Annotated in this window: 11 protein-coding genes; 3 read left to right on the forward strand and 8 right to left on the reverse strand. The window is 36.6% G+C overall.

Translation table 11 applies throughout. From position 1 onward, the window contains the following. Window positions 1–66 precede the first annotated feature (66 nt). The 8 genes from G4D63_RS17185 to G4D63_RS17220 all read right to left on the reverse strand — a co-directional run bounded on the left by G4D63_RS17185 (window position 67) and on the right by G4D63_RS17220 (window position 10,599). The gene (locus G4D63_RS17185) at window positions 67–1,194 is read right to left on the reverse strand and encodes a DegT/DnrJ/EryC1/StrS family aminotransferase (protein WP_163181001.1); all 1,128 of its coding nucleotides are present in this window, start codon (window positions 1,192–1,194) and stop codon (window positions 67–69) included. A 24-nt stretch (window positions 1,195–1,218) separates the two neighbouring features. After that, window positions 1,219–2,229 (reverse strand): Gfo/Idh/MocA family protein, encoded by a 1,011-nt coding sequence (locus tag G4D63_RS17190; RefSeq protein WP_163181003.1) that lies wholly within the window; start codon window positions 2,227–2,229, stop codon window positions 1,219–1,221. 28 nt (window positions 2,230–2,257) lie between these two features. Next, window positions 2,258–4,069: a polysaccharide biosynthesis protein gene (locus G4D63_RS17195; RefSeq protein ID WP_163181005.1), complete on the reverse strand. Its 1,812-nt coding sequence runs from the start codon at window positions 4,067–4,069 to the stop codon at window positions 2,258–2,260. A 40-nt stretch (window positions 4,070–4,109) separates the two neighbouring features. Beyond that, a complete protein-coding gene (locus tag G4D63_RS17200; RefSeq protein ID WP_163181007.1) occupies window positions 4,110–5,516 on the reverse strand; it encodes a tyrosine-protein kinase domain-containing protein in 1,407 nt (468 codons plus the stop codon). A gap of 97 nt (window positions 5,517–5,613) precedes the next feature. Next, window positions 5,614–6,954 (reverse strand): polysaccharide deacetylase family protein, encoded by a 1,341-nt coding sequence (locus G4D63_RS17205; RefSeq protein WP_204559170.1) that lies wholly within the window; start codon window positions 6,952–6,954, stop codon window positions 5,614–5,616. Between the two features lie 173 nt (window positions 6,955–7,127). Then, window positions 7,128–8,426: a lipopolysaccharide biosynthesis protein gene (locus tag G4D63_RS17210; RefSeq protein ID WP_163181011.1), complete on the reverse strand. Its 1,299-nt coding sequence runs from the start codon at window positions 8,424–8,426 to the stop codon at window positions 7,128–7,130. Beyond that, window positions 8,423–9,385: a GNAT family N-acetyltransferase gene (locus G4D63_RS17215; protein WP_239586020.1), complete on the reverse strand. Its 963-nt coding sequence runs from the start codon at window positions 9,383–9,385 to the stop codon at window positions 8,423–8,425. The genes G4D63_RS17210 and G4D63_RS17215 overlap by 4 nt, the downstream gene beginning before the upstream one ends. A gap of 386 nt (window positions 9,386–9,771) precedes the next feature. Continuing rightward, window positions 9,772–10,599 carry a DUF2935 domain-containing protein gene (locus G4D63_RS17220; protein ID WP_163181013.1) on the reverse strand — a complete coding sequence of 276 codons (828 nt, stop codon included), beginning with the start codon at window positions 10,597–10,599 and terminating at the stop codon, window positions 9,772–9,774. 116 nt (window positions 10,600–10,715) lie between these two features. Here G4D63_RS17220 and G4D63_RS17225 point away from each other — a divergent pair, with 116 nt between their 5' ends. Genes G4D63_RS17225 through G4D63_RS17235 form a run of 3 tightly spaced genes read left to right on the forward strand, consistent with a single transcriptional unit; the run spans window position 10,716 to window position 14,415 of the window. Then, window positions 10,716–12,203: a spore germination protein gene (locus G4D63_RS17225; protein WP_163181015.1), complete on the forward strand. Its 1,488-nt coding sequence runs from the start codon at window positions 10,716–10,718 to the stop codon at window positions 12,201–12,203. A gap of 27 nt (window positions 12,204–12,230) precedes the next feature. Beyond that, on the forward strand, window positions 12,231–13,313 hold the full coding sequence (locus G4D63_RS17230) for a GerAB/ArcD/ProY family transporter (protein ID WP_163181017.1): 1,083 nt from the start codon (window positions 12,231–12,233) through the stop codon (window positions 13,311–13,313). Then, window positions 13,306–14,415 (forward strand): Ger(x)C family spore germination protein, encoded by a 1,110-nt coding sequence (locus G4D63_RS17235; protein WP_163181019.1) that lies wholly within the window; start codon window positions 13,306–13,308, stop codon window positions 14,413–14,415. Before G4D63_RS17230 ends, G4D63_RS17235 begins: the two co-directional genes overlap by 8 nt. The last annotated feature ends 4 nt before the right edge of the window (window positions 14,416–14,419 follow it).

Genomic DNA, 14,419 nt, shown 5'->3' on the forward strand with positions numbered 1-14,419 from the left:
CGGATCTACTGCTTTACATATTTAATTAAAGGTTCTTAGCAAGACCTGGCTAGTACCTATAATCACTCAGCCTCTCTTATTGCTAAAGAAATCTTTAACCGTTGAAATAACATAGCTTTGATCCTCTTCTGTCAGTTCAGGATATAACGGAAGCGCTAGTGTACTTAATGATGCCTTTTCAGCCTCCGGAAAATCACCGATATTATATCCTAAATGTTTATAAACTTCTTGCAAATGCAGTGGTTTTGGATAGTACACGCCTGTTTGTATTCCATGTTTTTGTAAATATTCCCTCAGCTGATCTCTTGATGGAGTTTGAATAATATATAGATGATAAACTGAATAGTGATGGTTTTGTTCAGTAGGAAGTGTAAGTGGTAAGCTATTAAAGGAATGGTTATATTCAGCTGCTTTTTTTCTTCTTAATTGATTAAAAGTGTCCAAATGAGGTAATTTCACATGTAATGCTGCCGCTTGTAGAGGATCTAATCGACTATTATAACCGATGTGTGAATGATAATACTTTTGACTACTACCATGTATTCGTAAGACTTTTAGCTTATTTGCTAAGTCAAGATCATTTGTTACAATCATCCCCCCATCACCAAATCCACCTAAATTCTTAGTAGGGAAAAAAGAAAAGCACCCAGCATTCCCTAAACAACCAACTTTTTTTCCTTTGTAGGAGGAGCCAATTGCCTGACAGGCATCTTCTATAACAAAGAGATTCCGTCTATTTGCAATCTCTAAAATTTCATCCATATTTGCAGGTTGACCAAATAAATGCACAGGGATGATTGCTTTTGTTTTTGAAGTAATGGCAGCTTCAATCTTTGACACATCAATATTGTAGGTAACAGGATCAATATCAACGAATACTGGGATTGCGTTTAATTTTGAAATGACTTCAGCTGTCGCAAAGAAGGTAAATGGAGTTGTAATGACTTCATCCCCCGAACTAATCCCCATTGCATCTAGGGTTAACTGTAAAGCATCTGTTCCATTGGCTACTCCAATAGCGTACTTAACCTCACAATACTCTGCCATCGCTTTTTCAAAATCCTCAACCTTAGGTCCCATGATATACTGACCGCTTAATAACACTTCTGTTAATTCTTTATGAATCTCGCTTTCTAGTAAATGATATTGCCCTGCCGTATCTAGTAAAGGTATTACTTTATGACGATTCTCCATATCACACCATTCCTTATTCTTTACTCATAATTTGAACGTCTTCCCTTGTTCCGCTGCCTTATAGATGGCTAGAACGAGCTCAAGTGCCTTTCTGCCATCCTCCCCCGTTACAGCTGGTTCTTTATTATTTTTTACAGCTTCAATCATATCGGATATCATATGTTGGTGACCCGGAAGACCAAAAGGATCTTGCTTTATCTTTTCCTTCATGTATTGACTGTGTTCCTTTGGTTCACCCTCAAATTCCCAGTGCTCAATCCAATTGGCAGTAGGACCACTAATGACAGCACTTCCAGACTCCCCAAACATACTGATGGATTCTTTATAGTTAACTGGAAAGATTGTAGAGGTCGCTTCAATAACTCCTAATGCCCCATTCTTAAATTTGACAATAGCAGCTGCCAGATCCTCTACTTCAATATTTCTTAACCTAGTATCTGCGTAAGCTTGCACCTCAGCGACATCACCAACAAGCCATACCAAGAGATCAAGATTATGGATAGCCTGATTCATTAATACTCCACCGTCTTGATTTTTGGTACCACGCCAACTAGCTTGTGAAAAATAGTCATCATTGCGATTCCATAGGACCGATGCATTAACAAGGTTGATCTTTCCGAACTTTTTCGCCTCTATTGCTTTTTTCATTTCCAGTATGGCTGGTCGAAATCTATTTGGATGAACAATAGATAGTTTTACATGATTCTTTTTACAAGCATGAATAATAGCATCAGCATCTTCCAACGTTAATGCCATAGGCTTTTCTAAAATAACATGCTTTTTCGCGGCTGCTGCCTTTATGGCCAAAGCTGCATGTGTTCCACTGGGGGTACAAATGTTAACCACGTCAATTTCCTTATTGTTTAACAACTCTTCAAAGCTTGTATACTTTTTAGCCTTGTAATCGGTATAAAAGCTTTCTAATCGATTAGAATCTGTATCACATATAGCAAGTAATTTGGCATCATTTATGGCTAAGATTGCTTTTGCATGTTTTTTTGCAATATGACCACAGCCCACAATAGCAAAGTTCATAACTCTATATCACCACCTCTCTTTTTGGTTACTCTATTCTGAATGAAGGTACAATGTTCTTGATTTCTCGTCTAATTATATGAGGTTCGTCCTCTAGTACCTCTAGTAATCTCTCTAGCTGTCTCTCAAATTCCGAAAAATTTATTTCAAGCATATTTCCAATAAAAATTCGATCATGAGTGGTTTTACTATTGTTCTCCCCATCCAACATTAGTTCTTCAAAAAGCTTCTCACCAGGTCTCATTCCGATAAACTTAATTTCAATCTCTCGGTAGGGCTCAAAACCTGAAAGCTTAATCATGTCTTCAGCTAAATTGACGATTTTTACAGGCTCCCCCATATCAAGAATGAAAATCTCTCCGCCTGAGGCAAGTGCTCCTGATTGAACGACAAGCAGGACGGCTTCTGGAATCGTCATAAAATAACGGGTCATATCAGGATGTGTAACAGTAATTGGACCACCAGAAGCAATTTGCTTTTTGAAAAGGGGAATAACACTGCCCCTACTTCCTAGTACATTTCCAAACCGAACCGAGGCAAAAATGGTTTCACTCTCTTTACTTAATCCGTGTATATACATCTCCGCTATCCGTTTCGATGCCCCCATTACACTCGTTGGATTCACTGATTTGTCAGTAGAAATTAAGATAAATTTGTTCGCTTTATACTTGTGAGCACCATCTGCTACAATCTTTGTGCCGATTATATTATTCTTAATGGCTTCACTTGGATTTGCCTCCATCAATGGAACATGCTTATGTGCGGCTGCATGGAATACTACATTTGGCTGATAGCTTTTAAATATCAACTCGATCCGTTCTTGATCTTGAATATCAGCAATGAGTGGGATGATTTGTTCGTGAGGGAAGGATTGTCTTAATTCTTGTTCAATGGAGTAAATACTGTTTTCACCATGTCCTAGTAAGAGTAGAGTTCGAGGGGAAAATTCTAAGATTTGTCTACATAGCTCTGACCCAATTGAACCACCAGCACCCGTGACAAGTACGATTTGACCAGATAAATAGTTCTTTATTTCTTCAATATCAAGTTGAATGATGTCTCTTTTTAATAAATCTTCTACCTCTACATTTTTCACTGTATTAATTGATAGCTTGCCATGAATCAGTTCATCAATTCTTGGGATAACCGTAATTTTAGCTTCTGTCTGTTTACAGATCTCCACTATTTTCAATAACTCTTGCTTTTGAACAGATGGTAATGCCACGATTATGTGATCAACTTGATGCTGTTGAACCAGGCTTTTTATGTTTTCACGATTTCCCAATACTGGTAATCCATATATTTTCTTCCCATACTTGTCTAGAGCATCATCAATAAACCCAATCGGTTGTAATGGTGTTTCATGACTTTCTTTAAGTTTTTTAACCACTAATGTCCCACAATCACCAGCACCAACTACAAGTGTACGATTTTTTATTTTTTTAGTTTGGAAGAGTTCAGTTAGGGATACCTTCTGCAAGCCTCGAAATCCTACTAATAATAAAATAATAGTTTGTAAGCAAAAAATCTGAATCATTATTGGAATCGAAGTAACAACGAGTGAGAACCCGATAGCCCCCATACACCCACTGATTAATATACACATAAAAAGTGAGAGAAAATCCCGGATACGAGCATATTTCCAAATGCGAAAGTATTGTTTAGATATCTTCATAGCAAAACTGATAAAGAAGGATAAAACCAAACTGTACGGAAAATAAATTTCACTATAATCCTGATTCAAATTACCTTCATAAAATAAAAGATATCCAGAGAAGACACTTATTTGAATAAGAATTACATCTACTAGAAACATGAAAAAATAGGTTAATCGTTTCATAACGTTCTCCTTTTATAATGTTGATGTACTAACCTTGTTGTCAGGATTGTTTTCTTTTTATTAAATTCAATACATTCTTCTCTTTATGCACTGTTCCATTTAATACAGCACCTAATATCGAAGTATTATATCCAGTAATTTGCGATATTGTATTTCCTATTTCTTTTTGTGTAGTTTTCCCATGTCCGACAACCATGAGGACATAACTGTAGGATAAGCATAAAGATTGTAATTTAAAGGCATGTTCAGCTGATGGTGTATCAACAATAATCACATCAATCTTATTTAAGACTTGTGTAAGAGGATCTAAAGCGTCAACCTCTTGATCAAAATTTGTAGAATCAGTAGTTCCAGCGGTCATTAAGAATAAGTTTGGGATATCAGTTACTTTTATGAGATTTTTTAGTGATGTTTGTGATAGATCTTGTAATCCTAGCTCATTAGTGATTTCAAAAATATCATGAAGCTTAGGAGACACACTATTTCCGTCAATTAATAATACTTTTCGGTTTTGAATGGCATAAGAGATGGCTAAATTTGTTGCAACAAATGTTTTACCTTCTCCTGCTTTTGTTGATGTTACCAGAAGAGTCTTTGGCAACACTTCTATTCTCTGATTCCTCACTTTGCTTCTATGTTTATTTGTCATTCTATCTATTTGGTTATAAAGTATATTAAATGATTGAGTGACCTTGGTATTTAAAGATGTACTGACTTGGTTAATCAGCGGAAACTGTTCTGTCTGTTTTAATTTAAAGTATGTTAAAATACTAGACTTCCACGCATATGGGATCGTGATAATTGTGTGCAATCCCACTTCCTTCAAATCCTCTTCTTCCTTAATTGTCTCATCATTCACCTCTTTAAAGAGTATGATCGTATAGGTAGTCATGAATGTTAAAATAGTACTAACCATAAGGATGAGAGGATAACTTGGGGATATCGGTTCTTCTTTTTGTTCTTCACTGTTTGTTACCTCAAGCTCTACCATCACATTTCGATAACCTGATAGTTTAGGAATTTCCTCCTTTACCACTTCTAATAGACTCTTGAGAATATCTTCCGCTTTTTCTATAGAATTCTCTTTTACTGTAATATTCATTAGTGGTGTTTCTTGAATTAGCGTAACATCAATATTTTCCTTTAACTCTTTTGTGGTTAGTTTGTACTCCTGCAGTTCCGTTTGTACCCTCTTTAAAATCACTGATGTTGTGATCATTTCTTTGTAGGTATACATGTTTTTAATGGCCTCGTTTATATTTCCATCCCGTTGCTCTTCTTCTACAGTAATAAAAATTTTAGCATTCGCCTCATAAACAGGTTTGACAAAAACATAGCAAATCACAACAGTAAACATCATACTTCCTAGCAGAATGGTTAAAATTGTCCATTTCCACTTGTTCAAAGTCGAAATTAAAAAGGTAAGATCAATCTCCTTAGAGTTCATTTCTCATAATCAGCCTCCGTAACCTTATAGTGACTCATTTACATGATTTGAATTGTTTTAAAAAGCCGTGATCATCTTTTATCGCCATAAGCATCTATCAATCTCTTAGTATCTCTTGATACACATGCTTAACGTTATTCCACATTCCATGATTAAAATTTGAATTATGCCATAGGATTACGAAGCTACCTTTGTATTTCTTTACTTTTTGTTTGAGTTGACTGATCCGATGTAGCATCCATTCTGGTCTTAGATGATCTTCTTGATAGGCAAAGGTTGATTCCATCATGATTAATGGCTGTTCTTTTAGTTGTAATGGTCTTCTTTCAATTATGTCGAAAACTCGGTATTCATAGCAGGTACCTGCTCGAAATCCTTCCATTTCGGCGAAACCTAGAGTCATATCAACCGTCATGTCATTGTCATCCCAGATTCCCCATGTGTTCGGTACATCAAATCGCAAATAATGCTGACGGCCCTCCTTAACCTGAAATCCAAGCATATGCTCTAGCCCCTCTTTTTCCTGTTTCCATAACACAGGATCATTGTAGGTATTGTAGCTCGGATGGAAACCAATGATATGATTTCGCTTCACAATACGCTGAATCACATCCTTTACATGTGGGTCATTCAGCTTATACTTCCGATCAAATTTCGTCACACCGCCGTTCATAAAGAAAAACCTTGATTGAATTCCTTGTGCTTCGGATTGGTCCATTATTTCATCAAATGTATCAAAAGGATCCTTTTCTTGGTTAGTTTTTATATTCCAATACTGCTTGAGTCGCTTAAATGAAAGTTTTACATCTTTCCTTAAGGTTATATCTCCTATCATTGTTCTTAGTACATCTACTGGAGTGTCCCATAAACAAACATGATCAACATCATGAGTAGGGACGATCGTAAATGTCCGCTCTAACCTTTCTTGCTCTATTCCAATAAATTGGAGCATATTCCAGAGCATCTCTGTGTACTCATTCACGATCGGTCGATCTAAAAATTGATGCTTGCTAGCAAGACTTTCTGTTGCTGGAAAACGATCCAAGGAGTCGCGAGTCTCGTTCACATATTCCTCCCATCTTGTTAACATAAAGAAAGAAGAAGCAAACACATCAATACCACATACAATCCTTTCATCACTTACATCTATTTCATCTGTCCCATATATAATAGGAATATCTTGTTCCGGTATAAATTCATTTATTGTAGACATAATCTTAGTTGGAATGAATGACTCATAGAGATAGCCTATAGAGGACTGTATACTCGAAAAAAAGTGATCTTTGATTATTAAATCTTTTCCATTTGGTAATAAGATTTCATAATCATTTTTTGTGTGAGTTTCTATACGAAATTGTAATCCTAAAAAATCTTTTAATAGCACATTCACAATATAAGTCCGTTCTGCCAAAAATTGTTCAGGTAGTAAGACCTTCAACTTTACCATTCTCCCTTGTCACTAGAAACTACAGACTAGGTCTAAGCATAGTCTTTAATCATCATTACAGGATTAATACAATCAACCTATTCTAGGTAGAATCTCTCAGTGACGGCTACAGCCTATTAAAAGTGAAAGAACGCAAAAAAGAACCTAATCAGGTTCTAAAGTTTTTATTGTAGACTTTTCAAATGCAGTTTTATGGCAATCTTACATAAAATATATAGGGCAATATAGGAGCATAGCATTACCGTTGAATAGATGAGAACAGCATAACTAGGTGATAAATGGAGATAAGAAGATAGACTTATGCCTAGCACGACTAAAATGACACGTGAAAAGTCCCATACCAATTCCCAGTTTTGCCTTTGTAAGATGTCAAGCGTGGAAGATAACGGAGACATGGTAAACTGAGCAAGGTACATGAGAGCTAAGAATTGAACATACACTCCAGCATCCTTCCACTCAGCACCAAATATAAACTGAAACAACCATGGACTGAGGAATAGTAACAAGATGGTTGGAATTACCCCCCACATAAATAATTGTTTTGCAGTCCTATTAAACAGATTCTGGAATTTCAAAGGATCCTCTCTCGCATATTTTGCACCTTCCCCCAAAAATACTTGCGCTACAGCAGTTCCAACTAATCCCATCGGTGCACCTACTACACGATCACTAAGTGCCCACAAACCAGCAACCCCAGTGCCATAATTCATTGCGATTAATAATGGCGTAATCTGTAACGCTGCTCCATTTAAGAGCGATGACCACGAGGAGTAAAGAGGAAAACGTCGGTATAATTTTGCAACCTCGATCATTTTACTAACTGTTATATGATGAAAATTTCTTCTGTGCTTTTTCCAAACTAATGTAGCAAGTAACCCACTTCCTCCCATTCTCCCTAAGCTATCTCCAAGTAATAAACCAAAATTACCTAGCTTTAAAAAGCCAAATAACAATTGTACTACCAATTGCACAATGCTTTGATTCAATTTTGTCACGGTCACCAACAGATAATCCCTTTTCCGAATCGCCCAGTGATTTAGTGATTGATACAAGCCAATTCCTAAGATACTCAACCCAATTAACCAATAATATTGTTGAAGCTCCTCTATATCAAGAAGCGATAATACCTCATCACCAATAACTAGGAAACTGCTAAACATGATTGCTGTGATAGTGATCGACAAAATTAAAGATAAGGCGAGTAGGTTTAATGCCTGATCTTCTTCATCTGGAAGTGGAATGGCAAGTGGATAGCGGAGGTCCACCACTTTTGAACAGATTCCTACAATCGAAATAAAAATCATGAGTACTCCAAAATCATTCGGCGTATACAACCGTGTTAATACTGGGGACAGGATGACTTGAAGCCCTTGTGCTACTGCGGTTCCTCCCGCCAATAGTATTACCTTATTTAAAAATCCATGTCCTTTTAACTTTTGAAGCATGACAGTCATCTGTTTCATCGCATGAACTCATCTACAATAAAATTTCTAAGTTTAATTAGAAACGAATTTGTTTTTGATATCGATAAATAAGGCTTTTGGATTGCACCAAAACTCCGATAAAACTTTTCCACCCCTGGAATCATACTTCCTTCAAAATCAAAGCTTTTAGTGACGCTAGCGGAATACTTAATAGCTTCCCATGCTAAAAGACTGTTAGCTTGACTACTTCTTAGTTGAGGGTCACTACCCGTCATCAGGCAATACGCACTTTGCTGATCCCACACCACATACAAAACAGAATGAATTCTTTGCTGATCATCCTCTGCAAAAAATATCTTACGGCACTGTTTTTGTGCGCACGCCGCATCAAGTCTTTTCACATAGTCCAAATCATAGCTCATCTCCGCACCTTGTCGATCAAACGTTTTCTTATTCACGTAATAAAACTTTTCAATATCATCATCACTATAAACATTTACTAGTTGCTTCGCCTTCTTAATACTTCCTCTGCATTTCGGTTTAAAGTTTTCATATACTTCATCCAGATTCTCTAAGTTTTCGATTACATACGTATAGTTTGTTTCCTGTTTAAACTGCTTCCAATAAAAGGGGAGCCAGTTCGTTACGGAATAGTGAAATGATGTTTGAAAATAATCATAAGCAGGAAGCTTTTCTATTAACTGTTCATAAAGATCCATTTCGTTGGATAGTTTTTTTACATACTTCCCATCTAACGGCCGTGTCCAGACTCCTATAAATGGAGTTAGTTTTGGCATTGTTAGGACTTTAAAAATACCGCGAGATTTCGTCACATAAGGTAAGCTTGCAACTATATCGTTACCTTTTTCGACAATAGCAACATCCCATTGCTCTTCACCCACTAACGCGTCAAGCCACCAGTCCTTTGAGAAAATCGAAATCGATGGCTCTCTTATGCATAGTTCCCGATATTTTTCTTGATTTGTTCTTTCCTTCATACTCAACCTTTCATCACTCCCAAGCTACATCGTGTCAGTACTATTAGCGTATTCAGGGTAATGAAAAGTGCTAAAACTATAATTGGTATTTAAGGCAAAGCCAAAGCTGGTTCCGGGGATGCAAATACCATTCTTAGATAAAAAAACTCATAATACTTTTTTAAGATTGCATTCTAAAGATCGATTTTCATGTTAATTTTACATCATCAAAAAGAAACCTAGAAAAACCGGATTATTAGGAAAAAGTTAATTAGTCGTTTGTTTAAATTGTAGTGATTATTTACTATATCAAAATACAACCTATTAGGCTTTTAAGTGGACCAAAACCACAACAAATTTTCATTATAAAAAGCCTAGAAATTTTTTCCTAGACTTAAAGATTTTATTTAAACTTGATACCTGAAATAATCAGTCACAGCACAATTAGGCTGTGTCCCTGGTACAAAATCTGCTAGCTTATTCAAAAAATAACAGGATTCTGGAAAATGATGCTCTAAGAAGCGCAAATCCGTTGAGTTGAACACTTCGTCATCTTTAAATCGCTCTAATACATATTCCACCGTTTCATTAAATGAGGCTACCGATTTAATGACCTCTTGAGCAAATTGAATTTGTCCCGGAAAGTTTGGCGGGACGAAGCGTAAATAGCCTTTTATTGCCTCATTTTTCAACATATGAGCTGATACCACTTTAATCATTGTATTCACACGTTCAAGGAGAAGCTGCTCTACTCCGTCCAGTGATCTTCTTAATAAGGAAGCATGACCAAGCTGATCTTCTAGCCATAAATCCAATAAGTCCACTAACGGAAGCGGAGGATAATCCATGCCCTTCACATAGTATTGAAGGATTCGTAAGTATTCAGCATTTTCATTGGTTGTACCGTTAAAGTAAGTAGGAGTGATGTTTATTTTCACTTCGTTATTAATTCTAAGATTCATAATTTTGCCTTCAAAACGATAATAATCATAAGCTGCTGGAGCAGAGATCTGTGAAAACTCAATCAGTGCCGGAGAGCTTACATCACTTTGACTTGATATTTGTTGAAGCTGCCCCCTAATTGCAGCAAATCTCGAAATAAACCCATTTGCCTCATTGACCAGTCTCGTTTCTGCTGGAGATAGATAATCCCTCACGAAAATGGCATGATCTAAAAGAATATTCACCCAGAAATAGTGTTCTTCCCATGGAGTAAGCTTATTATTTCTATTCACAATCATCCCCCTCACTTTAGAAACCCTATATATATATAGTATTAAAAATAATCAGTAACATGAATAAATTACCGGCTAATGCAGAAAATGTTAAAAAAGGGAATGGAGCCACTAACATGCGCCAGTTTCGTAATCGTTACTATAAAGAGTGGGAAAAACAAGCGCAGGGCCATAACGACCCCTCCATTAAAACCGAGTTTTCTGAAGAGATAACACAAAACACTAATCAACCAACTACCAGTGCAACTTCATTGTTTGCTCAATTTCAGAAGCACTTTGAACTTACTGCAGATTTAACAACGGTAACCTTTAAACATCTTGGAATGACCATTTACTATTTTGACTATCTAGTCGTCAAGGAAATATTCGAGCAGCGAGTAAAGGATATACGTGAACTGAAGAGTGATGAGCTTGAGAACTATTTATATCGGTCTTCCTATAATGAGTTAACTGATTATTCTAAGGTGGAGGACTCGATTTTCCACGGAAATGCCATTCTTTTTTTTCAAGAAAAAGCATATGAACTTCCCGTAAAGGATGGGGAAGCTCGGGCTGTTACAAGCTCAGATGTGGAATCAGCGATAGTTGGTCCTCATGATTCATTTGTAGAGTCCATTAGTACAAATCTTTCACTTATACGTAGAAGAATTATAAGTTCCAAATTAAAAGCCATTAAATTAGTAATCGGTACAATCTCAAAAAAAACAGTTTATCTTCTCTATATAGAAGATCACGTCTCAAAAGAAGAAGTAACCTTACTAGAAAAGCGAATAGCATCAATTAAAAATGATGGAATTCTTGACACCAATATGTTAGTTCAATTAATTGATGACAATCCACATTCTCCATTTCCGCAATTTTTTGTGACAGAACGGCCGGATATAAGCGTTTATAAACTCTTTGAAGGTAAGATTGTCGGTTTAATCGAGGATAGTCCGCACGCTTTCTGTACACCAACAGGCTTTTTAGATTTTATGGAAACAACTGATGACTTTGGACAGAGGTGGGTAGTTGGTACATTTATTAAGCTATTACGGATTGCCGCCCTCCTCATTACTATTTTTTTCACACCTCTTTATGTATCAGTGACGACACATCATTACGAAATGATTCCTCAAGCTTTATTGCCTACTTTGGTTGAATCGAGGAGTAGAGTTCCGTTTCCTCCTATTATAGAAGCCTTGTTCTTAGAGTTTTTATTAGAATTATTACGAGAAGCAGGGGCCAGGTTACCCACTAAAATAGGTCAAACCATTGGTATAGTGGGTGGGATTGTTATCGGACAGGCAGCCGTGGACGCTGGGATTACAAGTAATATCCTGATCATTGTGGTTGCAGCTTCAGCCATTGCATCCTTTGTCATTCCAAGTTATTTAATGAGTGCCTCTATTCGAATCGTTCGGTTTGCTTTTATTATTATGGCAGCTGTTTTAGGAAATATTGGCATTGTGTTTGGTTTTGGTTTACTTGTTATTCATTTAACAAGCATAACGAACCTAAACTATCCTTATTTAATGCCACTATCGCCTACACGCCCCCTATATTGGAAATACTCTTTATTCAGAGGGGCTATTAAAAAAAATAACAAATCTGAAACAAGGTAAGATGTCATAGCTAAAGTAGGGTGACCCATGAAAGAACGTCTAAATCCTTTCCAGGCTTCAGTTCTCATTTATATGATTCAGTCAGGTGTTATGTTGTTTTCCTTACCACGATTGACTGCTGAAACATTTGGAACAAATGGATGGATTGGTATCATCATTGTCTGGCTCATTGCCAATATAAACATTTATATTATTTGGCTTGTATTTAAGTTAGGGAAGGAACGGTCGGTATTTGAAATTTTTACACGCATCCCTAAAATCTTCATGACCCCACTCTATCTGTTAATTGTTGTTGTTTGGATTGGCCTTGGTACCTTGGTCATGTTGAAATTTATCATGCTAACGAAAATGCTGTTTTTTCCTTTTCTTCACAACATGGTCTTAATGATTATCTCCTTACTGTTAAGCTATATGTTGATCAAGGGTGGAATTTATCATATCAGTAAAGCAACCGTTGTCTTATTTTTCTTTACGGTTTGGACTACTTTGCTATTATTTTTACATCTAAAAGAATTTAGCTTCACACGACTTAGTCCCTTTATCTTTCAAGGTGAGAAAGACTTGATCAAAGGCGGAATCAATATCTATTCATCGCTATTGGGCTATGAATTATCGCTTTTATTTGTCCATTTAATTGCAAAAAAAAGACTTTTCTCTTTACTTATGGGAAATTGTATCACCTCTTTCATCTATGTTTCTATTTGTATTGTTAGTTTTGGATTTTTTAGCTTTGGTCAATTAACACAGGAAATGTATCCATTAATCGCATTACTCGAATACATAAAATTTCCTGTCCTAGAACGGGTTGAGAACTTTATCTTCTCGCTATTCGGCCTTAAAGTTCTCATCACTTTGGTTATGTATTTATGGGGGGCAAAGGAGATCATGGATCATACTTTACCAAAACTGAAGCAGACGTATATGATGATCGGTATTATTCTGATTAGTTTCTCCATGTCCCTTTATCCCTCGATTATGAGAGAGGTGGATATGCTCTTGGAGTATTTGACTTATGCCGGCATAGCCATTGCGTTTCTACTTCCGATTCTAGCGTTAACTGTTGTTGGATTTGAAAAGTTATTGAAAAAGGAATATTCAAAAAATGGTTAAGTGGAGAACATTTTTATTTCTATTACTGTCTTGTATCCTTGCAACTGGTTGCTCCGATGTGAAAATAATTGATGATCTTGCTCTTATCAATGCTGTTGCCTATGATAAATCAGATGATAAAGAAAACCCCATTAACGTAACCATCACCTTTCCCATCATCACAAAGGATGGAAAATATGACCGAAAAAATTTAAGCGCCAACGCAAAATCAAGTAAATCTGCCAGAGATAAATTAGACCGCGAAACCGATCTTCAGTTAGAAAGTGGTCAACTTAGGGTCGCACTATTTGGAGAGGATTTAGCAAGAGAAGGCATCCTCAAGCATATTGACACATTGAGTAGAGATCCTAGTATCGGTACTAGAGTGATGCTTGGACTTGGAATGGATAAGGCAAGCGAGCTTTTAGAAATTGAGGTTGATTCGGAAGGACAGAATGCCACTTATTTAGAACGCTACCTTCAGAGAATTCATCAGACAAGCACAGATATCATTTATGATATCTTCCATTTTAACCGCGATTATTACGACGAAGGAATCGACCCAATCCTACCTGTTTTTAATACCACCAAAAAAGACATAAAGTTTGATGGAATCGGTTTATTTCAAGATGACAAATTGATCGATCTATTAAGTTCTGACGAATCAGGAATGCTGTTTTTTCTGAAGGAAAAAATCGATCACGGCTCATTGGATATGGAAGTTGACGATGAAGGCGAAGAAAGTGCGGTTATCATGCTTAGCTACGTACAAACCACTCATAAAGTAAAAGCAACGTACTCTTCTCCTGACTCACTTAGTGCCACTATCTACATTAAGATGAAAGGAAACGTGCAAGAGTATACAGGTATGCAGGACCTAGCCGACCCTAAAGTTCAAATGAAAATTGAAAAAGACCTCCGCACACAAATAGAGGAAAAGTCCCGTGAGTTAATCAAAACGCTACAAGACCTCCAAGTCGACTCGATTGGCGTAGGAAGATACGTAAAAAATAAGATGTCTTACAATGACTGGAAAGCATTAGACTGGCACGAAGAGTTTTCCAAAATGGATATTAATGTGGACATTGATGTTAAGTTGAATAATATTGGGAAGTGGAAATAGGTGG

The sequence above is a fragment of the Bacillus mesophilus genome (assembly GCF_011008845.1).
GTDB classification, from domain to species: domain Bacteria; phylum Bacillota; class Bacilli; order Bacillales; family SA4; genus Bacillus_BS; species Bacillus_BS mesophilus.

Coding starts and splice junctions, on each gene's coding strand:
- G4D63_RS17185 (WP_163181001.1), bottom strand. CDS start 1,194: ATGGAGAATCGTCATAAAGTAATACCTTTACTAGATACGGCAGGGCAA.
- G4D63_RS17190 (WP_163181003.1), bottom strand. CDS start 2,229: ATGAACTTTGCTATTGTGGGCTGTGGTCATATTGCAAAAAAACATGCA.
- G4D63_RS17195 (WP_163181005.1), bottom strand. CDS start 4,069: ATGAAACGATTAACCTATTTTTTCATGTTTCTAGTAGATGTAATTCTT.
- G4D63_RS17200 (WP_163181007.1), bottom strand. CDS start 5,516: ATGAACTCTAAGGAGATTGATCTTACCTTTTTAATTTCGACTTTGAAC.
- G4D63_RS17210 (WP_163181011.1), bottom strand. CDS start 8,426: ATGAAACAGATGACTGTCATGCTTCAAAAGTTAAAAGGACATGGATTT.
- G4D63_RS17215 (WP_239586020.1), bottom strand. CDS start 9,385: ATGAAGGAAAGAACAAATCAAGAAAAATATCGGGAACTATGCATAAGA.
- G4D63_RS17225 (WP_163181015.1), top strand. CDS start 10,716: ATGCGCCAGTTTCGTAATCGTTACTATAAAGAGTGGGAAAAACAAGCG.
- G4D63_RS17230 (WP_163181017.1), top strand. CDS start 12,231: ATGAAAGAACGTCTAAATCCTTTCCAGGCTTCAGTTCTCATTTATATG.
- G4D63_RS17235 (WP_163181019.1), top strand. CDS start 13,306: ATGGTTAAGTGGAGAACATTTTTATTTCTATTACTGTCTTGTATCCTT.